Below are 22,821 nucleotides of genomic sequence, written 5' to 3'. Positions count from 1 at the left end.
CGGCGTGTACATCGCCGCCGACTCGGGCGACGCGAGCTTCTACGACGCGATGATCTGGCTCGCCGGCGGCCGCCCGTTCCACACGTCGAACGACGGCAAAACCGTGACCATCGACCTCGCCGACGACGCGGGCACCAAAACGTTCACCGCGTTCTGGCAGAAGATGATCGACGAAGGACTCGTCGACACGCGTTCGTCGACATGGTCGGAATCGTGGAAGCGCAAGCTCGGCTCGGGCGCGGTCGCGTCCGTGTTCGCTGGCGCGTGGATGCCGTCGCTGCTGCTGTCCGACGTGCCGGGCGGATCCGGACTGTGGCGTGTCACGCGGATGCCGACCTCCGACGGCAAGCCGGCCAACGCGGAAAACGGTGGATCGGCGCTGTCCGTGCTGCAGTCCAGCCGCAAGCCGGACGCCGCGTTCCGCTTCCTCGACTACGTGTGCCACAGCAAGCACGGCATCGCCACGCGCGTCGACGGCGGCTCGTTCCCCGCGGACAAGGCCACGCTCAGCAGCGACGCGTTCCTCGACAAGACCACCGTCACCGACGAGCGCGGCATCGCCATACCGTACTTCGACGGGCAGCGCTACAACCGAGTGCTGGCCGAAGCGGCCGAAACCGTGTCCACCGGCTACCAGTACCTGCCGTTCGAGGTGTACGCGCGCAACGACTTCTCGTCCACAGTCGGCAAGGCGTACGACTGGTCCACGGCCAAATACAAGTACGATCAGGCCGTCGCCCGCATCGAGGACGGCGTGGTCGACTCCCACGGCAAGCCGCCGAAGCTGCCCGAGCATCCTGGCAAGCGCATCGCGCTGACCGATGGCATCGCCTCATGGCAGAAGGACTTGGAGGAGTACGGCTTCAACCAGGGCTTCACCATCGAATAGGGGAAGGCCGCGGGATTCGGCTGTCGATCAGGGGCGTTTTGCCGGGCCCATGTCATTTCGAGCGAGGTGGAGCCGAGTCGAGAAATCTTCATGTCCGTTGAACTGCAAGAGATTTCTCCGCTCGCTGTGCTCGGTCGAAATGACAGATGATACTTGCGCTCGGTTGGAATGACAGGTACTTGCGCTCGGTTGGAATGACGGGATATGTCACCGCGCGTTGCGCCGGTAGATCTCCTCCATGCCCTTGAAGATCAGGTCCGGGTCGTACACGTCGATCAGGTCCGTGTCGTCCTTGAACACGCGGCCCAGCCCGCCGGTCGCCACCACGGTGAAGTCCTCGGGGATTTCCGCGTGGAACTGCTGGATCGTGCGTTCGATGCCGCCGAGGAAGTTGTAGTAGAGGCCCGCCTGCATCGCCGTTTTCGTGCCGGTCGCCAGAATCGAGCGCGGCCGAGTGATCTCCACTTCCGGCAGCTGCGCGGTTTCGCCCCACAGCGCGGCCGCGGCGGTGCGGATGCCGGTCGTGATGAGCCCGCAGGTGATCGTGCCCGTGGCGTCCACGTAGTTGAACGTCGTGGCCGTGCCGAAATCGGCCACCAGCACGCGCCCGCCGTACTCCGCGTACGCGCCCACGCAGTCCGACAGGCAGTCTGCGCCCAGCGACTTCGGATCGTCGATGCGGATGTTCATGCCGGTTTTGACGCCCGGTCCCACGATCATCGGCTCCAGCCCGAGGAACTTGACGATGCTCGCACGGAACGAGTGCATCACTTTCGGCACCACCGAGCAGACGATCACGTCGTCCACGTCGTCCGGCGTGAAATGGCTGAACCCGAGGAACTGCGTGATCATCAGCCCGTACTCGTCCGACGTGTGGTGCGCTTTGGTGGAAATGCGGTACGTGCCGACGATGCGGCTGCCTTCGATGAATCCGAGCACGATGTTGGTGTTGCCGATGTCGACCGCGACAAGCATGGAAATCCCCTTCGTTGGCTGTGGCGCGCCGGCTGGACGCGCGATTGCACACCAGTCTAGCGCCGGTCGGACGCTGTCTGCGCGCGTTGGCAAGCGTTGGCGTGCATTGGCGTGGGATGATGCGGATCGACTCGCGCTGTTGCAAGCGTTGTCACAAGATGGATTTGCGGCAAACTTGCGGCAGATTTGCGGAACATGATCCGTATGCGGGCAATCGACGGCAATTTTCTGCCGGCGAGCGGGACCGACGAGTACAGTTTCGCGTATGAGCGAACGTATGGAAACGAATGGAAACCAGCCGATCACGACGTCAGCCGCGACGGCGGCGGCGACCGACGGCGGCGGACTCGAGCGTCTCGACCGGCGCAGCGTCGTCGTGCTGATCTGCGTGGGACTTGCGTGCGGCATCCTGTCCGGTCTGTTCGGCATCGGCGGCGGCACGATCATCGTGCCCGCGCTGGTATGGCTGGGCCTGAGTCAGCGTCACGCGGCGGCTACGTCGCTCGCCGCGATCGTGCCCACGTCGATTTCCGGCGTCGTTTCGTACGCGACCGAAGGCAACGTGAACTGGATCGCCGCGCTGCTGCTCGCGCTCGGCGTGGTCGTCGGCAGCCAGCTCGGCTCGCTGCTGCTCAGCCGGCTGCCCGAAGTCGCGCTGCGTTGGATCTGGGTCGTGTTCCTGATTTTCGTGATCATCCAGCAGGTCACGTTCACGCCGCCGCGCGAGGGGCATATCGTGCTGCACGTGTGGTCCGGCCTGTTTCTGGTGCTGCTGGGATGCGTGACCGGCGCGCTTGCCGGCGTGCTCGGCATTGGCGGCGGGGCGATCATGATGCCTGCGCTGTCGTTCCTGTTCGGCGCGAGCGATCTGATGGCGCGCGGCACGTCGCTGCTGGTGATGTTTCCCGGCGCGATTTCCGGCACGGTCGCGAATTGGAAGCGCGGGATCGTGCATTTGAAGAGCGGGCTGATCGTCGGCTGCTGTGCGGCTGTGACCGCACCGCTCGGCACGATGATGGCCGGCTGGCTCACTCCTCGCGCCGGGTCGCTGCTGTTTGCGGCGTGGCTGACGTTCCTTGCGGTGCGCAGCACGTGGACCGCGCTCAAGGCGACGCGCGCGGCGCGGGCCTGATTACGGGCGGCGGCGTAAGCTGCGGTCGTCGTGCGGGGATGGCCACGTGACAGGCAGTCGCGGAGTCTCGGAACAGGCAGACTAGTACTTTGTCGGACTTAATGTGACGGGTTCTGACTACCCCTCAGTCACTGCGTGACAGCTCCCCTGGCAAGGGGAGCCGAGAAATGAGAGCACCACAGTTTAAGTCCGACAAAGTACTAGGCAGAAGAAATGGGCACGGTGTCCCCATATGTGGGATTGAGGCGGATTGCGTGTGACCAAACGGTAATTTTCCGCGTGTCTGCATGGTACTTCCAGCGAAATCCCGGCAGGCGCGCTAGGATGGGAGCCGTTGACAACCACAAGGCCACGCGAACGGGGACGTTCCGCGGCCGCTGTTTCGAAGGAGAACCAGTATGGTCTACCGCATGATCTTCAATCAGACCGCCTATTTCGGCCGTGGCGCGATCAAGGAGATCCCGGCCGTCGCCAAGCAGCACGGCTTCACCAAGGCGTTCATCGTCACCGATCCGGTGCTGCTCGAGACCGGCACCGCCGAGAAGGTCACTAAGGTGCTCGACGAGGCGGGCATGCCGTATGAGGTGTTCTCCAACGTCAAGCCGAACCCGCCGGTCGAATGCATTCAGGACGGCGTGAAGAAGTTCGCCGAGTCCGGCGCCGACTTCCTGATCGGCCTGGGCGGCGGCTCCCCGCAGGACACCTGCAAGGGCATCGGCATCATCACCGCCAACCCGGAGTTCGCCGACGTGCTCTCCCTCGAGGGCGTCGCGGACACCAAGAATCCGTCCGTGCCGATCTTCGGCGTGCCGACCACCGCCGGCACCGCGTCCGAGACGACCATCAACTACGTCATCACCGACACCGCCAACAAGCGCAAGTTCGTCGCCGTCGACCCGCACGATATCCCGATCGTCGCGTTCGTCGACCCGGATCTGACCGACTCCATGCCGCGCGGCCTCAAGGTCGCGACCGGTCTCGACGCACTGACCCACGCGATCGAAGGTTACATCACGCCGGGCGCGTGGAGCCTGTCCGACTGCCTGTCCATGCAGACCATCCGCATGATCGCCAAGAACCTCGCCAAGTCCGCCGACGGCGACATTCCGGCCGGCGAGCAGATGGCGTACGCCTCCTACATCACCGGCATGGCCTACTCCAACGTCGGCCTCGGCTTGGTGCACGGCATGGCCCACCCGCTGGGCGGTCGTCTGGGCGTCGCGCACGGCGTGGCGAACGGCATTCTGCTGGCCCCGGTCATGGAGTACAACAAGGACTTCACCGGCGAGAAGTACCGCGACATCGCCGACGCGTTCGGCGTCGAGGACGCCTACACTGGCGACCTCGAGAAGGTGCGCGAGGAGGCCGTGCAGGCCGTGCACCAGCTGACCGTGGACCTCAAGAACCCGACCACGATCTCCGAGGTCGGTGCCACCGAGGCCGATCTGGCGCCGCTCGCCCACGACGCGTTCAACGACGTGTGCACGCCGGGCAACCCGCGCAAGGCCACCGAAGAGGACATCCTCGCGATCTACAAGTCGCTGATGTGACGGGTTCCGGTTCCCGGGATCACCCCCGATAATCCCGGGAACCGGAAACCGCACAATATCAAACAAGCCCGGAACCATGAATCCCATGATTCCGGGCTTGCGCATGTTCATATGAACGGAGCTTGGTTCCCGGGATGTTCACGAAGCAAGCCCGGGAACCAGAGGGTGGCGAGCATGCCTCACGCGCCTTTGTGCGCAATCGGCTTCCACTGCGCCTTGGCAAAAATCGCCTGGAAGGAAATCGGCACATAGCTGAGCATGTAGATCGGGAAGCTCAGCACATACGCGAACAGCTCCTTGTTGGTCGCGCCGATATGGTCGCGCTCCACAATAATCGTGAGCGCGGCGAGCCCCATCATCGTCAGTACCGCCATCACGATGCCGTTCGACCAGCCCAGCAGCGACTGCACCTGCGACTGCCACGTCACGAACCCGCACGCGGCGAACAGCCATCCCAGCATCATGCGCGCGATCGCCAGCACGGTGAACGGGCACAGCAGCAGCGTGAAGTCCACGGCCGAAAAATCGCGCTCACGCACCGCGCGCTTGATCAGCGCCGGGCCGTAATAGCGGAACACCTGCAGGAATCCCTTGCTCCAGCGCAACCGCTGGCGCCAGCTCTGCTGGAACGTGACCGGCTGCTCGTCGTACAGGATCGCCGTGCCGCAGTAGCCGATGCGGTCGCCGTGCAGCACCGAGTCCATCGTGAACTCCAGATCCTCGGTGAGCAGATGGAACTTCCAACCCTTGTTGCGCTGCATGACCTCCTTCGAGAACATGAAGCCGGTGCCGCCCACATGGCAGCTGGTGCCGAGCCGCATGCGCGAGGCGCTCAGGAAGCGAGATTCGCGGATGAACCACAGCGCCGAGCCGCTCGAAACCCAGTTGTCGGACAGGTTCACCGAGTTGCGGTAGCTGGTCAGGATCCTGAACCCGGACTGGAACGCCTTGTTCATCTCCTCGAAGTAGTTCGGTGCGAGACGGTTGTCGGCGTCGAACACGAAGAACGCGTCGTACCGGTCGCTGGCGCCGGATTCGTTCATCTGGTCGAGCAGGTAGGTGAGCGCGTAACCCTTGCCGATGAGCTCCTTGTTGAACCGTTCGATGACATGGCAGCCCTTGGAACGGGCCAGATCGGCGGTGTGGTCGTCGCAGTTGTCGGCGACGAGCCAGATGTCGATGAGACTGTCGGGGTACGTCTGCGATTGGATGTCGCCGATGAGGTTGCCGATGACGTTCTCCTCGTTGCGCGCGGAGATGAGGACGGCGTAATGCTTGTCCATCGGCGCGTCCGGGAAGGTGATCGGCTTGGACACCAGCGAGACGACGACGCAGATCGCCTGGTAGGCGATGCCGACGACGCCGACGATGTACATGAGGATGTCGAGGACGGATAACAGGGCCATCAGCGCCACCTGCTCCTTGGATTGTCGGACGCGGGCTTGTCGGACCCGTCGGCGTCGGTCTTGTCGGCGTCGTCGTCGGTTCCGGCCAGACCGGCCAGCCCATGCCGCTCCTCGTCCCACTTGCCGAGCACGCCCTTCGGGATCGCCACCGTCTCCGACTCGTCGAGCTGGCGCGCGGTGGGCAGGTGATACACCTGCTCGGCCAGATGCTGCAGCTCCTCGTCCATCGGCACGCGGGCGCTGGTGCCCTTGGCCGCGCGCGGCATATGCTCGGTCATCGGCTTGAACACGTGCTCGCCGATCGCCTCCGCGCCTTCGACCACCTTCGACTTCCTCACCGTGTCCGGATCGTACAGCAACGGCGAATCGACCAGTTCGTAGCGCTTCGTGTACACCTTGAAGATCGCCTGCAGGCTCGCGGTGATCGGCAGCGCGAGGAACGCGCCGAGCGCGCCGAACACCGAACCGAACACGAGCACCGCAAGGAACGCGATCGCCGGGTTCAGATCCATCGTGCGCTGCGAGATCTTCGGCGAGAGGATCAGGTTCTCGAACTGCTGGTAGACGGTGATGAACACGAGCACGCCGAGCGCGTACGCCACGCCGTTCGAGCCCCACGCGAACACGACCGGCAGCGCGCCGCCGATGTACGTGCCGACGGTCGGGATGAACTGCGAGACGATGCCGCAGAACAGCGCGAGCGGCAGCCAGTACGGCACATGGACGATCTCGAGGAAGATCGCCGTGCACGTCGCGTTGATGATCGCGAGGATCGAACGCGAGAACAGGAAGCCGGAGATCTGGTCCTGCACGATCGTCCACGCGAGCAGGAACCGGCGCTGCTGGTTGTCGCCGAGCCACTGGCACATACTGCGGCGCATCTTCGGGCCGGCGGCGGAAATATAGTACGTGACCATCACGATGGTCAGCAGGTCGAGCAGCGCGCCGAACAGGCCCACCGTGGTGTTGAACGCCTGGCCCGCGAAGTTCGCCACCCACGAGGACTGCAGGTTCTTGAAGATCTCGCCGCCGAGCGCGTCGATCTCCGGCATCCTGAACGAACTGTACTGGTTGACCAGCTCGACGATCTGGTCGTAGAGGGCGGGGATGCCCTTGACCATCGAGATCACCTGCTGCACGAACATCGAGCCGAACAGCGCGAACAGCGCGACGATGATGACCGCCAGTCCGATCAGGCTGATCGCGGACGCGACGCCGCGCTTCCAGCCGTGCCGGATCATGATGAGCACCATCGGCTCGATCGCGAGCGCGATGAAGACCGAGATCACCAGATCGAGCACGATGTAGTCGATCTTGCCCCACGAATTCCATACGAAGTATGAGAGGAACACGGCGATCGCCGCATACAGCAGGCCGCGTCCCCACCAGTCCGGCGGCCTGCGCGAGTCGCCCTTCGCCGGGAACACCGACGCGAAATCGATTCTTTGCTCATCCTGCTTGGTCATGGCTCCCCATTCTAACGTCGGTGGGGCATTTCGACATGGTCCCGGCGGATGATGCGGCTCTTCGCGCCGCGCTTGTATGCTGAAGGCATGCTGAATGTTTCGATCGTCATTCCCGCGTGGAACGAAGCCGAACGCATCGCCGACTGCCTGCTGAACACGATCCGGCAGACCGTGATGCCGTACGAGATCATCGTCGTCGACAACCGTTCGACCGACGACACGTGCGCGATCGTGGAACGGTTCATGAAGGAGCACCCGGAGGCCCCGATCAAGCTGTTGCACCAGAACGCCGAGCAGGGGCTCATCCCGACGCGCAACTTCGGCCTGAACGCGGCCACCGGCGACGTGCTCGGCCGTTTCGACGCGGACTGCATGATCAAGCCGGACTGGGTGGAGGTCGTCGCCGGCATCTTCACCGAGGATCCGGAGGCGATGGGCGCGACCGGCCCGGTCATGTACTACGACATGCCGTCGCGTCATTTCGGGCTCAAGGGCGACAATTCGATCCGCAAGCGCATCTACCGCGCCGATGGCGGCCAGCCGCTGCTGTTCGGCTCGAACATGGCGGTGCGGGCGAGCGCGTGGCGTCAGATCGAGGGCGAGGTGTGCCGCGACAAGTCCGACGTGATGCACGAGGACATCGACCTGTCGCTGCATCTGATCGGCAAGGGGCTCAAGACCGTGTATTCGCCGCGCATGATCGCCGGCATGAGCGCGCGGCGCATGGACACGTCGCTCGGCTCGTTCCTCAACTACATGCGCCGCTTCCGCAACACGTTCGACGCGCATCCGCAGCATTGGCGCAAGCACAAGCCGGAGATCCTGTTCACGGCCATGTATCCGGCGATGCACCTGTTCTATCCGGTGTGGCAGAAGGTGCTCAACACCGCGGACATCAACCCGGCCGAGGCCGCGTGGATCAACGAGCAGATGAAGATCGCCGAAAAGCAGGGCCGCGAGCTCTACGACGAGACCCCCACCGACGAGGAGTACGACGAAAAGCACGAGTAACGGTACGCATCGTCGCATCGTGTGACCGGCGGAGGCCGGCATATGCGGCGCTGGACGCGCTCAAGGCCGTTCGGGCGGGATCCCGGCGGTCTCACGACCGGCGATCAAGACCAGTTGCACACTTTCCGAGACGGTCCCCGATCGTTGGCGCAAGAAATCCGGGATATGACGCCGTTCGTCCCGGATTTCTTGCGTTGAGGGCCGGTCAGTGCAAGTATTCCGGGACGGATGGGCTGTTTTCCCGGATTTCTTGCGGTGGGGATGTGTCAGTGCAAGTATTCCGGGATGAGTGGGTCGTTTTCCCGGATTTCTTGCGTTTGATGACAGTGACAGCGGTGCACATGCGTCTGCGGGATGATGGCGTATCTGGCCGGGTGGGGATAGAGTGGTCGTATGAGCATAGACAACACTCAGGGGAATGTTGGTTTTCAGGCGGCGCCGATGATGGCAGGGCCGCAGTATCCGTATCCGCCGCAGCCGGTGCCGCCGGATCCTGCGGCGGCGGTCTCGATCCGCGGCCTGTTCAAGCGTTTCGGCGAGAAGATCGCCGTCAACGGCCTGTCGCTCGACATCCCGGTCGGCTCGTTCTACGGCTTGGTTGGCCCGAACGGCGCGGGCAAGACCACCACGCTCAACATGGTCACCGGCCTGCTTGTGCCGGATGGGGGACTGGCGATGATCCTCGGCCGCGACGTGTGGAGCGACGTGAACGCGGCCAAGCGCGCGATCGGCGTGATGCCGCAGCCCGGGCAGATCTTCGACCGGCTCACCGGCCTGCAGCTGCTCGTCTACTCGGGCATGCTGCGCGGCATGGGCCGCGACGAGTCGGTGCGCCGCGCGAACGACCTGCTCACTGCGTTCGATCTGACGGGCGCGGCGAACACGATGGTCGCCGACTATTCGGCCGGCATGACCAAGAAGATCTGCCTCGCCTCCGCGATGATCCACAGCCCGCGCATCCTCGTGCTCGACGAGCCGTTCGAATCGGTCGATCCGGTCTCCAGTGCGAATCTCAAGGACATTCTCGCCGAATACGCGTCCACCGGCGGCACGGTGATCATCTCCTCACACGTCATGGCGCTGGTTGAGAAGATGTGCACGCATGTGGCCGTGATCAACAACGGCCAGGTGTGCGCGGCCGGCACGGTCGACCAGGTCGCCGCCGGCGAGGATCTCGAGGACCGCTTCCTGCAGCTGGTCGGCGGCCGCCACGAGGCCGCGCATCTCGCGTGGCTCGACGGCGGCTCGAACGGCGTGGCCACCCCCGCCGCCCCGACCGGCGAGGCCATCCGATGACCGCCGCGCTCACCCTCGTCCGCCTGCGCTGGGCGCTCACCCTCGCCACGCTCAGGAAATCCGCATGGCAGACCGTCGCCTACGTGTTCGCGATCCTCCTCGCGATCGGCACGGTCATCGCCACCGCCTCGGCCGCATGGAACATCGGCGACTGGGCCGCGTTCGTCCAGCTGAGCCCCGACATCGCGCCCATCAACGTCCTCGGACCGCACGGCATCGTCAACACGGTCGTCGTGATCCTTGGCGCATCGATCACGCTCATGGTCGGCCTGGTGCAGATCATGCTGCTCGGCGAAGGTTCCACGATGAGCCCGCGCAAGTTCGCGCTCTACGGCATCCCCGACCGTGAGCTCCAGTTCGGCCTGCTGCTGTCCGGCCTGTCCGGCATCCCCGCGATCACCGGCGTCGTCTCGCTGATCCTGTGGTCGCTCGTCTACCGCGCGATGGGCCCGGCCGTCGTGCTCGCGTCCGTCGTCGCCGCGCCGCTCGCCGTCATCACGATGATGAGCGTGTCCAAGCTGCTGCTGTCGCTCGCCACCACGCTGGTCACGTCCAAACGCGGGCAGGGCGCGTTCTACATCGTCATCGTCATGCTGTTCGTCTCGGTCTGCCAGCTGCCGAACATCCTCGTCAACTCGGGCGCGGCCGACAACATGAGCCTTGAGGCGGCGTGGGGCGCGGCGAACGTCATGGCATGGACCCCGTTCGGCGCCGCGTTCCAGCTGCCGTACGACGTGTTCGTCGGCGACTGGCCGGCGTTCGTGCTGCGCATCGCGATCCTCATTGCCACGTGGATCGTCTGCTTCGCGCTGTGCACCTGGTGCCTGCGCCGCGAACGGCTCACGGCTAACGCGGCCGGCGGGCGAACGGTCGCCGTCAAGGGCATCGGCGCGTTCGGCTGGATGCCCGACTCGCCGTCCGGAGCCGTGTCCGCGCGCCTGATCACGTATCTCAAACGCGACCCACGGCAGGCGATGCTGTTCATCATGCCCGTGTTCTTCGTCGTCATCTTCGCCCTGCAGTCGCGCGGCATCAGCCAGATGGTGTGGGGTGCGATCGCCATGTCCGGCTGGATGATGCCCATCACCGAAAGCAACGGCCTCGCCTACGACGGCCGCGGTTTCACGATGCAGGTCATCGCCGGCGTGCCGGGCATCACCGACCGTATCGGCCGCGTGCGCGTGTTCGCCGGCATCGCCGTCGCCTATCTGCTCGTGCTCGCCGTCGCGGTCGCCGTGTTCACCGGCGACTGGGCGAGTCCGTCCGGACTGCTCACGGGCGCGACGTTCACGGCGCTCGGCATCGGCTTCGCGTGCTCCTCGCTCGGACTGGCGGAGATCACGTCCTGCACGCTCATGTATCCGGTCGCGTCTCTCGACAAGCCGTTCTCCTCGCCGCAGGGCCGCGCGATGGCGCAGGGCTTCTTCCCGCTCGTCTACATGCTCGGCAGCCTGCTGGCCATGCTGCCGACCGGCGTTGTCGCGCTCGTACTGCTCGTCACCGGCGTGTTCGACGGCCTGTACTGGCTGCTCATCCCGGTCGCGCTCGTCAACGGCGCGGCCGCGCTCGCGGCCGGGACGTGGCTCGGCGGTAAGCTGATGGATGCGCGGATGCTCTCGATCGTCGTGACGCTCGACTCGTTCGCGTCACTGCAGCAATAACGTCGCCCATGCCGGCGTTCCGGAGGAAGATACGCGCCGGATCGTGCGGACGGAAGGCCGGCCGTGCCTCACGGACCGTCGGCCGTGCGGATGGACGATACGGACAGTAGACGGACAGTAATAGTAAGGAGCGTGACGTGCCGGACAGGACGACGCCACAGCCGCAACGTCGGGAACCAGCGCGACGACGCATCGTCACCGTCGTCGTCTCCGCCATCGTCACCGTGGCCGTATGCGTGGGATACGTCGCCGCGGACATCGCCGACATCGTGCCCGGACCGCTCACGTTGCGACAGGTGACGCGACGGACGATCCCGGACGCTCCCGACGTGATCGCCGCGGGCTCGATCGCCGGCACGCTCGACTCGACGCGCGCGGTCGACAAGTCAGCCGCATCCAAGCTCATCGACGAACTCGCGCAGGCGGACGGCGTGGGCGACTCGTATTCGGTCATGATCGTCGACGCGAACGGCGGTGCGGTCGCGCAACGCAACGCGGACACGCCGCGGGAGCCGGCCTCGACGATGAAGACGCTGACAGCGCTCGCCGCATCCTCCACGCTCGACATGGGCTCCACGCTCGACACGCAGACCTATCTCATCCAACACGACGACGGCAGCGCCAGCCTCGTGCTCAAAGGCAACGGCGACATGCTGCTCGGCTCCGGCGACAGCGACCCCGACCACGTCAACGGGCGCGCCGGACTCGGCACGCTCGCCGCGCGAACCGCCAAGGCGCTCAAGGCGCGCGGCATCGGCACGGTCACGCTCACACTCGACGACACGCTGTTCGGCGGCGACCGCTACCCGAACGGCATCGACGAGAACAACGAAGGCGATCTCTACTACACGGGCGTCAGCTCCATGGCCATCGACGGCGGCCGGCAGTGGGACGGGGGCGCCCCCGCCGATCCGGACACGTTCAGCGCCTACCCGACGCTCAGCCAGCACACCGCGGCCGACGCGGCCGACGCGTTCGCCGCGCGCCTCGCCGAACAGGGCATCACCGTGAACGGCGACGTGACGGACGGAACCGCGCCGAGCGGCACCAGCCCCATCGCCTCCGTCTCCTCCGCGACGCTCGCCGAAATCCTCGCGTTCGCCCTGCGGCACTCCGACAACACGCTCGCCGAGGAATTCGGACGGCTCACCGCGCTCAAACTCGGCGAGGACAATTCACCCAAAGGCGGCGTCACGGCCGTACGCAAGGCGCTCGGCACGCTCGGCATCGACCTGACCGGCCTGACCATGGCCGACTGCTCCGGACTCACGCCCGGCTCCACACTCACCGTGCGCACGCTCGCGGCCGTGCAGGCGCACAATCTCACCGTCTCCGGCGCGGCCGCGGCCGCCGAAGGACTGTCCGTGCCCGGACTCGTCGGCACCGCGCTGAACCGTGCGGTCAGCGCGGACACGGCCGGACTGCTGCGCGTCAAGACCGGCAGCCTCGGCGAGGTCACGTCGATGACCGGCAACGTGTCCAGGCTCGACGGCGGGGCGCTCGCGTTCGCCGTGATCGTCAACAAGCCCGACGACATGACCGCCGCTCGCGCGGCCATCGACCGGTTCGTCGACGATCTGGCAAGACTGTAGCGGCACGACGCAGACGCACGACCGTACAAACATGACCGCAGAGGACAGCGCAGGCGCAACATGGCATATTCGGCAAGACTGAAGGCCGGAATCGGCGCGGTACGATCCACGCTCGGCACTCTCGGCATCGGCGTGCAGGACGAGCGGTTCGCCCGGCACGGCGAGCACGAACCCGACGCGGACGCGCCGCTCGTGCTCGTCGCCTGCTCCGGCGGGCGCGACTCGATCGCGTTGGCCGCACTCGCCCGAACCGTATGCGCGACGCTCGGCGTGCGCTGCGGCGCCGCGATCATCGACCACGATATGCAGTCCGGCTCGGCGCAGGTCGCCGACCAGGCCGCCGCACGATGCCGCGGACTCGGACTCGACCCGGTCATCGTACGTCGCGTCAGCGTCGACGACGACGGCAGGGGAGCGGAGGCGGCCGCACGCGACGCACGCTACGCGGCGCTCGCCGACATCGCACGGGCGACGATGGCAAGCGTCGTGCTGCTCGCGCACACGAAAAACGATCAGGCCGAAACCGTGCTCATCGGACTGCTGCGATCCGCCGGCGTCGACGCACTCGCCGGCATGCCCGCCGCGTTCGAGCGCGACGGCGTGCGCTACGCGCGACCGCTGCTGTCGCTCACGCGTGACGACACCACGGGGGTGTGCCGTGACCTGGGACTTGAGTGGTGGGACGATCCGACCAACGGCGATTTGCTGGACGACGCCGACGATGGCAACCCGCCCGTCGACAAGGTCCCGGCCAATGCCGCCGAACTGCCGGCGCCGCAGCTGCCGCTGCGCTCGCGTATTCGCCATGGGCTGATCCCCTATCTGGAGGATTTCGCCGGACGCGATATCGTCGCGCATCTGGCCGACGGGGCCCGGCCGGTCCGCCGCGACAAGGAATATCTGGACCTGCAGGCGGACGCGGCGGCCGCCCGCACGCGGCTCGACCCGGCCGGCGACGTGCTGCGCTGGTCCGTCAAGGCGCTGGAATCCGAGCATCCCGCGATCCGCACGCGCGTCATCGCCCACGACCTCGCCGCGGCGGGAGTGCCGGCCACCGCCCGGCAGATCGAATCCGTCGACCGTCTCGTGGCCGACTGGCACGGACAGTCCGCCGTGCGACTTCCCAGAGGTTATTCAGTATTCCGTCAGAAACACGTCATTCGCGTGTGCCAAGATGGTGGGCATGCGAATCGCTGATGTGCACAATGATATCGACCACGAACTGGTCAGCAAAGAACGTATCGACGAGAAGATACGCGAGGTCGCCGCGCAGGCGAGCGAGGACTACCGCGGCAAGAACCCGCTGCTGATCGCGGTGCTCAAGGGGGCCGTGAACACGATCGCCGCATTCTCGCAGGCGATGAGCATCCCCGTCCAGCTCGACTTCATGAGCCTGTCCAGCTACGGTTCGGGCACCACATCGAGCGGCACCGTCACGATTCGGCAGGATCTGTCCACCGACGTGCGCGGCCGCCACATCCTGATCGTCGAGGACATCATCGACTCGGGCCGCACGCTCGCATGGCTGGTCGACGAGCTCAAGCGCCGCGGCGCCGCCTCCGTCGAGATCTTCGCGCTGCTCGAAAAGCCGTCCCGCCGCGAGGTCGACGTCGACGTGAAATACCACGGCTACGAGATCCCCGACGAGTTCGTCGTCGGCTTCGGCCTTGACTACGACGAGCGCTACCGCAACCTCGACTCGATCGCAGTGCTCAAGCCCGCAGTGTATCAAGGAGTGAATGCATGAGCTACCCTCAGGGGCCGCAGGGACCGGGCAACAACAATAACCCGTTCAACCCCTTCAACGGCAATCCGTTCAACCGCAACGACAACAACGGCGGCAACGGCGGCAACAACGACAACGGCCGCAAGCCGTTCTGGCAGTCCCCGTGGCTGTGGGGCGTGCTGATCGTCGTCATCGCGATCGTCTCGTTCCAGATCTTCACCGGATCCGGCGCGCAGACCATCGACACGAAGGACGGCATCTCGCTGCTGCAGTCATCCGACATCAAGTACGCGGAGATCGTCGACAACACGCAGCAGGTCAAGCTCGAACTGGCCAACGACTACGTCAAGGCCGACCCGACCACCGGCAAGACGCGCAACTACGGCAAGACCGTGCAGTTCTACTACGCGTACGCGCAGAGCGCGCAGGTCGTCCAGCTCATCAACAAGGCCAATCCGACCAACGGCTGGAACACGACCATGCGTCAGAGCGGCATCCTGAGCTATCTGGCGAACATGCTGTTCCCGATCATCCTGCTCGTGGGCCTGTGGTGGCTGCTCATGCGCAACATGGGCGGCGCCGGCGGCATGTTCGGCATGGGCGGCAAGAAGAACAACGGCAAGCTGCTCGACGGCCAGACCCCGAAGACCAAGTTCGCGGACGTGGCCGGCGAGGACGCGGCCGTGCAGGAGGTCGAGGAGATCAAGGACTTCCTCAAGGACCCGTCAAAGTACAAGGCGCTCGGCGCGCGCATCCCGCGCGGCGTGCTGCTGTACGGCCCTCCGGGCACCGGCAAGACGCTGCTCGCGCGAGCCATCGCAGGCGAGGCGGGCGTGCCGTTCTATTCGATGGCCGGCTCCGACTTCGTCGAGATGTTCGTCGGCCTCGGCGCCTCCCGCGTGCGTGACCTGTTCGACGAGGCGAAGAAGAACGCCCCGGCGATCATCTTCATCGACGAGATCGACGCCGTCGGCCGCAAGCGCGGCTCCGGCATGTCCGGCGGCCACGACGAGCGCGAGCAGACGCTCAACCAGCTGCTCGTCGAAATGGACGGCTTCGACAACGACACCAACCTCATCATCATCGCCGCGACCAACCGTCCCGACGTGCTCGACCCGGCACTGCTGCGCCCGGGCCGCTTCGACCGCCAGGTCGCCGTCGAGGCCCCGGACCTCGAAGGCCGCGAGCAGATCCTCAAGGTGCACGCCAAGGGCAAGCCGTTCGTGCCGGACGTCGACCTGCACATGGTCGCCGTGCGCACGCCGGGCTTCACCGGCGCCGACCTGGCCAACGTGCTCAACGAGGCCGCGCTGCTGTGCGCCCGCGCCGGCGCGCAGCTGATCGACAACCGCGCCATCGACGAGGCCATCGACCGCGTGCAGGCCGGTCCGAAGCGCCGCTCCAAGGGCATGGCGCTCGACGAGCTGCGCAACACCGCATACCATGAGGGCGGCCACGCGCTCGTCGCCGCCGCGCTGCACAACACCGACCCGGTCACCAAGGTCACGATCCTGCCGCGAGGCCGCGCGCTCGGCTACACGGCCGTGATGCCGACCTCCGACCGCTACTCGCAGTCGCGCAACCAGCTGCTCGACCAGATGGCGTACGCGATGGGCGGCCGCACCGCCGAGGAGATCGTCTTCCACGATCCGACCACCGGCGCGTCCAACGACATCGAGAAGGCCACGAACATCGCCCGTACGATGGTGCTCGAATACGGCTTCTCGAAGAAGCTCGGCGCGATCAAGTGGGGCAGCGAGGACACGAACGGCGCCGACTACGACGCGCTCGCGCCGCACAAGTACTCCGACCAGACCGCCGAGATCATCGACGACGAGGTCCGCCAGCTTGTCGAGACCGCGCACACCGAGGCATGGAACATCATCAACCAGAACCGCGACGTGCTCGACGAGCTCGTCCGCCAGCTGCTCGTCAAGGAGACCCTGAACGAGAAGGAGCTGGCCGAGATCTTCTCGCACATCCGCAAGGCGCCGGAACGTCCGGTGTGGCTGTCGGACGACCTCCGTCCGGACTCCGACATTCCGCCGGTCGAGATCCCCGAATCGCTCAAGCGTTCGGTGGGCATGAAGCCGGGCGAGTGATCGGCCGATTGATATGAACGGGCAGTGAGGGGCATGTCAGGCAAATGGCATGTCCCTCGCCGTTTTTATGCGAGGTTTTACAGGCGGGTCTTTGGCCTGCCGGACAGGAAGGAACTTGCTGATGAAGATAACCGCGACCGACGTCACGCTGCACGTCGATGCCGATGGCGTCGACGAGACGACGCTCGCACTGCTGCGCGGCCACGCGCACGTCGACGTCATCGTGCACTGCGACGATCCGCGGATCGAGACGATGCTGTCCGGCGCGCGGGTGCGCATCAGCGTCACGGCCGACGACGGAAACGTTGCCGACGACGATCGGACCGCATCCGACGACCGTAACGGCCGTAACGGTTCCGGGCACGCAGTCGGCGACGCGGTCGGCGTCGACGACGCGACGTTCCGCACCGCGGTGATCTCCATGGACAGCGAATCGCACGACGCGGAACGGCTGTTCCGTTCGGCGATCGTCGCGCTCGACGGCATCCCCGGCAACCAGGTCGACGGCATCTCGCCGCTGTATCACGTCAGCAACATCGACGGACCGGACGCGATGGCCGCCGTCATGCAGATCACGACGAAACTCACCGCACGGCAGCTCATCGCCACGCTCGGCGCGGTCGAATCGTCGCTCGGCGGCGACGTCGACCTCGATCTCGTCGACATGCCCGGAGTGACCAGCGACGAACCGGACTGCCGCGTGCCGTGGCCGAGCGCGCGCGAACACGCGTCGGTACTCGCCCCGTGGATGGACATGGACCCCGAGGCCCGGCTCGGCAAGGATCCGGTCTCGTTCCTGCTCGCCATGGCCCCCGACGCCGGTCGAGTCGGACTGCTGTCGGACAACTGGATCATCGGAGGCACGCTATGACGGCACGTCGCACCCCGTGGTGGTATTACCTTGTCGCGATCATCGGCGGCCTGTTCGGCGGCATGCTGCTCGCCAAATACGATGAGACGTCCGGACTGGCCCTGCTCGGCGTGCCATGGTTCATCTCCGCGCTGCTGCTGCTCATCGGCGTGACCGTGCTCGTCATGGCATTGCAGGTGCACAAGTACGCGACCACCGATCCGCGCAAGCGTGCCGCGCTCAAGCCGCTGGACCCGCAGAAGGCCGTGTCCACGCTCGTGCTCGCCAAGGCGCTCGGACTGGTGGGGGCCGCGCTCGCCGGATGGTATGGCGGGCAGATCCTGCTCAGCGTCTCGCATATGGAGGCCGCCTACTATTCGCAGGCCGTGCTCGAATGCGCGATCGCATGCGTGGCGTGCGTGGCCGACATGGTCATCGGGATCGTGGGGGAGTGGCTGTGCCAGCTGCCGCCCACCGAAGGACCGGAAAACCCGAAGATGAAGGCCGCGCAGCGTCAGCGCAACGTGGCCTCCGCCGCCGTCAAGACCAGGCACTGACGGCGGCGGTCCGCTGCGTCTTTTGCGTCTTTGCGGGCTGTCGGAGCCGCCGCGTCACTGCTGCGGGACGCGGATCATGGCCTCCTGGGCCATCGCGGCGACCAGTTCGCCGTCCTGCGAATACACCTTCGCCACGCCCAGACCGCGGCCGTGCGCGGCGGTCGGCGTGTCCTGCACGTACAGATGCCACTGGTTGATGTCCACGTCGCGATACCACCACATCGAATGGTCGATCGACGCGTAGGAGATGCCCGGCGTGGAGATCGACAGTCCGGCGCGACGCAGCACCGGCTCCATCATCACCTGATCGCAGCCGAGCGCGAGCATCGCACGGTGCATCACCTGCGGCACGTCGGCCGTGCCGTCGGCCTTCATCCACACCATCTGCCTGCCGGAATCCTGCGCGGCGCTCTCCTTGTCCGCGCCGAACATGATCGTCCGCGTGACGTGACGGATGTCGAACGGCGACTTCTTCGCATAGAACTTCGCGAACGGCGACTGGTCGGCGTACGGCTCCATCAGCTCCTTCGCGCTTTTCAGCGACTCCGGGGCGGGCACGTCCGTCGGCATCGGATCGGCGAACTCCACGCCGGACTGTCCGGCGACCTGGAAACTGGCGATCGCGGTCAGGATCGGGCCCTCCGACTGCGTGACGTTCACGCGACGGGCCGAGAACGAACGGCCGTCGCGCAGCTTCTCCACATCGAACAGCAGATCCTGCCGGATATCGCCGGCCGCGATGAAATAGCCGTGGATCGAATGCGGCAGACGCGCCGGATCGACCGTCTTCGACGCGGCGATCAGCGACTGCGCGATCACCTGGCCGCCGTAGACGCGGCCCGTCGGGAAATACAGGCTTTCGCCGTTGATATACGAATGCCCGCGGTATTCGGACGGTTCCCCGAGCCGCAGCACCTTCACCAGACGTTCCAGCGGTGTCAGCGTGTCCGACTTCGTCATCGTGTTACTCCTGCCTCTTGACTGTGACTGGTGAGCAGTTTATCCGGTCGAGGTAAAGAGCCGCGGGGCGTTTTGTAACGAGCGTAAGGAGCGGGTGAACGGGAAGCTACACGGGTATCCTGAGGTGATGGCATCCGTGCCGGGCCGGAACCTTATGGGGTTTATGAACTTCTCGGATATCGGGTTCTTCGCGTTTGGCGTGCGGGGGTCTATGGCCGGGAGGGTCTATGGCCGGGAGCAGACCCACGTGGTCTGGTCTCGGAATCACGCTGTCGCGCGATGCTGTGTCGCCGCTGGCTTTCGGCTACGGAGTTCCGCCAGATCCAAGGCACATGGTGACGGCTGTTGAAACCGTTGAAACCAGCAGCGGAAGCCGGAATCCGGCGGAATCGTCCGAATGTGGGGAAATCGGAACGTTTGCATGCGCCCATATCCGAAAGTGGGGAAGAAGCGACGCGACACGCCGATTGTTGAACCCGTACAAGCTGTCGATTTCCCCACATTCGGAACATCACGCCGAATGTGGGGAAACCGACAGCATGAACACCCGTCGTGAGCGGTGCTGGTGCTGCTTGTTTCCCCACTTTCGAAAACGGTCGGCGTCGGTCGTCTTATCTGGGTCCGTTCATGCTGTCGATTTCACCACATTCGCCGTCGCCCGGCACCCTGTTGGCGTTTCCGCGGGCCGGTCGAAGGGGAATGTGGGGAAATGGAGACAATAACGCCGATTGTCGGGGCCGAGCGGACAGTGCCGAGCGGACAGTGTCTAGCCCGAGCGGATAGCTGACACCCGTTTTGGGGCATGACTGATAACGTCGAGAACACCTGCGATAGCCGTCAACCATGTCCCGAAACATGGCATCAACCATCCGGTAAGACCAGACAGGACCAAATCCGCGCGAATCGGCTCCCTGCGCTTCGGCAACCGGAGGAACCGGTATATAAAGAAGAGGGGTTTGGGCTGATTCCTGTGGGAATGGACCCAAACCCCTCTCTGTTAGGTCTTGTGCAGTTATGAACTCGCCTTGTGGCGAGACTCATTGTTACCTCGCGGCTGTCGCCGCTCGGCTGAGCCTAAAAACAGCACACTGTGCTGTTTTCTTAACGGCTCAGCGCGTCAGCTTGCGGTGCAGGCGGTGCGGGCGGGCCGCATCCTCGCCGAGGCGGGCGACGCGGTTCTCCTGATACGCCTGGAAGTTGCCCTCGAACCAGTACCACTTGGCCGGGTTCTCGTCGTCGCCCTCCCACGCGAGGATGTGCGTGGCGACACGGTCGAGGAACCAACGGTCATGGGAGATGACCACGGCGCAGCCCGGGAAGCCGAGCAGCGCGTTCTCCAGCGATTCCAGCGTCTCGACATCCAGATCGTTCGTGGGCTCGTCGAGCAGCAGCAGGTTGCCGCCCTGCTTAAGGGTCAGGGCGAGGTTCAGACGGTTGCGCTCGCCGCCGGACAGCACGCCCGTGAGCTTCTGCTGGTCGGAACCCTTGAAGCCGAAGCTGGCCACATAGGCGCGCGTCGGCACCTCGGTGCCCGCCACGTCGATGAAGTCGAGGCCGCCGGAGACCGCCTCCCACAGGTTCTTGTTCGGGTCGAGACCCTCGCGGTTCTGGTCGACGTAGCTGATCTTCACAGTCTCGCCGATCTTCAGCTCGCCGCTGGTGAGCGGCTCAAGGCCGACGATCGTCTTGAACAGCGTGGACTTGCCGACGCCGTTCGGACCGATCACGCCGACGATGCCGTTGCGCGGCAGCGTGAACGACAGGTCGTCGATGAGCACGCGGTCGCCGAACGCCTTGTGGATGTGGTTCGCCTCGAGCACCACCGAACCCAGACGCGGACCGGCCGGGATCTGGATCTCGGAGAAGTCGAGCTTCTTGTTGTTGCGCGCCTCCTGCTCCATCTGGTCGTAACGCTCCAGACGGGCCTTGTTCTTGGCCTGACGGGCCTTCGGCGAGGAACGCACCCAGTCGAGCTCGTCCTTGAGGCGCTTGGCGAGCTTCGCGTCCTTCGCGCCCTGGATCTCCATACGCTTGGCCTTCGTCTCCAGATACGTGGAGTAGTTGCCCTTGTACGGGTACAGGTGGCCGCGGTCGACCTCGCAGATCCATTCGGCCACGTTGTCCATGAAGTAACGGTCGTGGGTGACGGCGATGACCGCGCCCTTGTACTGGTGCAGGAACTTCTCCAGCCACAGGATCGACTCGGCGTCCAGGTGGTTGGTGGGTTCGTCAAGCAGCAGCAGGTCCGGGGCCTCGAGCAGCAGCTTGCACAGGGCCACGCGGCGGCGCTCGCCACCGGAGCACACCTTCACCGGGGTGTCCGGATCGGGGCACTGCAGCGCGTCCATCGCCTGCTCGAGCTGCGAGTCGAGATCCCAGCCGTTCGCCGCGTCGATCTCGGTCTGCAGCTTGCCCATCTCCTCCATGAGCGAGTCGAAGTCGGCGTCCGGGTTCGCCATCTCCTCGCCGATCTCGTTGAAGCGGGCCACCTTCTCGGCGATCGGGCCGAACGCCATCTTGATGTTCTCGCCCACGGTCTTCGTGTCGTCCAGCGGCGGCTCCTGCTGCAGGATGCCGACCGTGAAGCCCGGGGTCAGGTACGCCTCGCCGTTGCTCACGGTTTCGAGGCCGGCCATGATCTTGAGCAGCGTCGACTTGCCCATGCCGTTCGGGCCGACCACGCCGATCTTCGCGCCGGGCAGGAAGCTCAGCGTCACGTCGTCAAGGATCACGCGCTCGCCGAACGCCTTGCGCGCCTTGATCATCTGGTAAATGAATTCTGCCACTTGCAGTTACTCCTTAAATAAAGGTTGGAATTCCGCCGTTCCCAGGTTTGCGCAGGCCGGCCGCCCCATGCGGCGCCGTTGTCGGTGCCCGTCCGCATAGCGGTCGTATCCGTGCCAAACCACCGCCCACCATGGTAACGGAAGGGCTGGAATGCCACGGTTCGGCAGGTGTCTTCGCTGTCGTGCCGGAAGGGCATACGGTACGGTATGGTCGGACGAATTCACCTGAATATGACGACGTAACGGAAAGGAACCTGCGACGATGCTGCCGAATTTCACCGAAGACGCCGATCTGGACAGGATCGCGCTCATCGCGAGCGACATGGACTGCACGCTGCTCGCCGACGACGGCACGATGCCGCCGCATATGGAGGATCGCATCCGCGCGCTTGACGAGGCGGGCGTCACGTTCTGCGCGGCGAGCGGACGGCCGAACTACACGCTGGCCGAAATGTTCCCCGGACTCGACCGGCACATGGCGATGATGTCGGACAACGGCGCCGCGATCTACTGCCGCGGCGAGCTCATCTACGAAAGCCTCATCCCCGTCGACGAATACCAGCGGATGATCCGGTACACGCTCGACGACGGACGCGGCTGTCCGACGGTCTGCGGCATCGACGCCTGCTACATCCGCTCGTGCGACGAACGCTACGACGAGTACTTCCGCACGTTCTACAAGAAGATCGTCTACATGGACGATCTGACCGGACTCGACCGTGACGTGAACAAGTACACCGTGTTCTTCCCCGGCAACGACGCCGAGGACGTCTACCGCGAAACCTACCGGGACGCATGGTCGGACCGCTACATGGTGACGAACGCCGGCAGGATGTGGATCGACATGATGAACCCCGGCGTG

General features: G+C 65.2%; 17 protein-coding genes and 1 pseudogene. 13 read left to right on the top strand and 5 right to left on the bottom strand.

Annotation, left to right across the window (positions count from 1 at the left end):
* Window positions 1–889 (top strand): extracellular solute-binding protein (locus tag JS533_RS10775; RefSeq protein WP_241514521.1); only part of this gene is annotated, 889 nt, incomplete at its 5' end.
* Window positions 890–1,096: 207 nt separating this feature from the next.
* Here JS533_RS10775 and JS533_RS10770 read toward each other — a convergent pair.
* On the bottom strand, window positions 1,097–1,864 hold the full coding sequence (locus JS533_RS10770; protein WP_241514519.1) for a type III pantothenate kinase: 768 nt from the start codon (window positions 1,862–1,864) through the stop codon (window positions 1,097–1,099).
* Window positions 1,865–2,129: 265 nt separating this feature from the next.
* Here JS533_RS10770 and JS533_RS10765 point away from each other — a divergent pair, with 265 nt between their 5' ends.
* Both JS533_RS10765 and fucO read left to right on the top strand, forming a co-directional pair.
* The gene (locus JS533_RS10765; RefSeq protein WP_241514518.1) at window positions 2,130–2,996 is read left to right on the top strand and encodes a sulfite exporter TauE/SafE family protein; all 867 of its coding nucleotides are present in this window, start codon (window positions 2,130–2,132) and stop codon (window positions 2,994–2,996) included.
* 398 nt (window positions 2,997–3,394) lie between these two features.
* Window positions 3,395–4,546, top strand: a complete 1,152-nt coding sequence (fucO, locus tag JS533_RS10760) for a lactaldehyde reductase (protein ID WP_241514517.1) — start codon at window positions 3,395–3,397, stop codon at window positions 4,544–4,546.
* Window positions 4,547–4,725: 179 nt separating this feature from the next.
* Here fucO and JS533_RS10755 read toward each other — a convergent pair whose 3' ends face one another.
* Window positions 4,726–5,952: a glycosyltransferase family 2 protein gene (locus JS533_RS10755; protein WP_241514515.1), complete on the bottom strand. Its 1,227-nt coding sequence runs from the start codon at window positions 5,950–5,952 to the stop codon at window positions 4,726–4,728.
* Window positions 5,952–7,418: an AI-2E family transporter gene (locus JS533_RS10750; RefSeq protein WP_241514513.1), complete on the bottom strand. Its 1,467-nt coding sequence runs from the start codon at window positions 7,416–7,418 to the stop codon at window positions 5,952–5,954. The genes JS533_RS10755 and JS533_RS10750 overlap by 1 nt, the downstream gene beginning before the upstream one ends.
* An 87-nt stretch (window positions 7,419–7,505) precedes the next feature.
* Here JS533_RS10750 and JS533_RS10745 point away from each other — a divergent pair, with 87 nt between their 5' ends.
* The 9 genes and pseudogenes from JS533_RS10745 (at window position 7,506) to JS533_RS10705 (ending at window position 18,213) form a co-directional block, all read left to right on the top strand.
* Entirely contained in the window at window positions 7,506–8,429 is a 924-nt protein-coding gene (locus tag JS533_RS10745; RefSeq protein WP_241514511.1) for a glycosyltransferase family 2 protein, read from the top strand.
* 393 nt (window positions 8,430–8,822) lie between these two features.
* Window positions 8,823–9,725 carry an ABC transporter ATP-binding protein gene (locus JS533_RS10740; protein WP_420838653.1) on the top strand — a complete coding sequence of 301 codons (903 nt, stop codon included), beginning with the start codon at window positions 8,823–8,825 and terminating at the stop codon, window positions 9,723–9,725.
* Window positions 9,722–11,386 carry an ABC transporter permease gene (locus JS533_RS10735; RefSeq protein WP_241514509.1) on the top strand — a complete coding sequence of 555 codons (1,665 nt, stop codon included), beginning with the start codon at window positions 9,722–9,724 and terminating at the stop codon, window positions 11,384–11,386. The genes JS533_RS10740 and JS533_RS10735 overlap by 4 nt, the downstream gene beginning before the upstream one ends.
* A gap of 137 nt (window positions 11,387–11,523) precedes the next feature.
* Window positions 11,524–12,978 carry a D-alanyl-D-alanine carboxypeptidase/D-alanyl-D-alanine-endopeptidase gene (locus tag JS533_RS10730; protein WP_241514508.1) on the top strand — a complete coding sequence of 485 codons (1,455 nt, stop codon included), beginning with the start codon at window positions 11,524–11,526 and terminating at the stop codon, window positions 12,976–12,978.
* A 60-nt stretch (window positions 12,979–13,038) separates the two neighbouring features.
* Window positions 13,039–14,175, top strand: a complete 1,137-nt coding sequence (tilS, locus tag JS533_RS10725; RefSeq protein WP_241514506.1) for a tRNA lysidine(34) synthetase TilS — start codon at window positions 13,039–13,041, stop codon at window positions 14,173–14,175.
* Window positions 14,162–14,725 carry a hypoxanthine phosphoribosyltransferase gene (gene hpt / locus JS533_RS10720; protein ID WP_241514504.1) on the top strand — a complete coding sequence of 188 codons (564 nt, stop codon included), beginning with the start codon at window positions 14,162–14,164 and terminating at the stop codon, window positions 14,723–14,725. Before tilS ends, hpt begins: the two co-directional genes overlap by 14 nt.
* A complete protein-coding gene (ftsH, locus tag JS533_RS10715; protein WP_241514502.1) occupies window positions 14,722–16,806 on the top strand; it encodes an ATP-dependent zinc metalloprotease FtsH in 2,085 nt (694 codons plus the stop codon). Before hpt ends, ftsH begins: the two co-directional genes overlap by 4 nt.
* 400 nt (window positions 16,807–17,206) lie before the next feature.
* A pseudogene (locus tag JS533_RS10710) lies at window positions 17,207–17,677 on the top strand (2-amino-4-hydroxy-6-hydroxymethyldihydropteridine diphosphokinase); the annotation flags it as partial.
* Window positions 17,674–18,213 (top strand): DUF3180 domain-containing protein, encoded by a 540-nt coding sequence (locus tag JS533_RS10705; protein WP_241514501.1) that lies wholly within the window; start codon window positions 17,674–17,676, stop codon window positions 18,211–18,213. The pseudogene JS533_RS10710 and the gene JS533_RS10705, both read left to right, overlap by 4 nt.
* A gap of 54 nt (window positions 18,214–18,267) precedes the next feature.
* On the opposite strand, the gene JS533_RS10700 is transcribed toward JS533_RS10705, so the two are convergent.
* Both JS533_RS10700 and ettA read right to left on the bottom strand, forming a co-directional pair.
* On the bottom strand, window positions 18,268–19,173 hold the full coding sequence (locus JS533_RS10700; protein ID WP_241514499.1) for an acyl-CoA thioesterase: 906 nt from the start codon (window positions 19,171–19,173) through the stop codon (window positions 18,268–18,270).
* Window positions 19,174–20,282: 1,109 nt separating this feature from the next.
* Window positions 20,283–21,959, bottom strand: a complete 1,677-nt coding sequence (gene ettA / locus JS533_RS10695; protein ID WP_241514497.1) for an energy-dependent translational throttle protein EttA — start codon at window positions 21,957–21,959, stop codon at window positions 20,283–20,285.
* Window positions 21,960–22,221: 262 nt separating this feature from the next.
* On the opposite strand from ettA, the gene JS533_RS10690 reads away from it, so the two are divergent.
* Window positions 22,222–22,821, top strand: a 600-nt coding sequence (locus tag JS533_RS10690; RefSeq protein ID WP_241514495.1) for an HAD hydrolase family protein, incomplete at its 3' end; no start/stop codon positions are given.

The sequence above is a fragment of the Bifidobacterium amazonense genome (genome assembly GCF_018555435.2).
Lineage (GTDB): Bacteria > Actinomycetota > Actinomycetes > Actinomycetales > Bifidobacteriaceae > Bifidobacterium > Bifidobacterium amazonense.
This window is presented reverse-complemented; position numbering and strand designations above follow the sequence as displayed.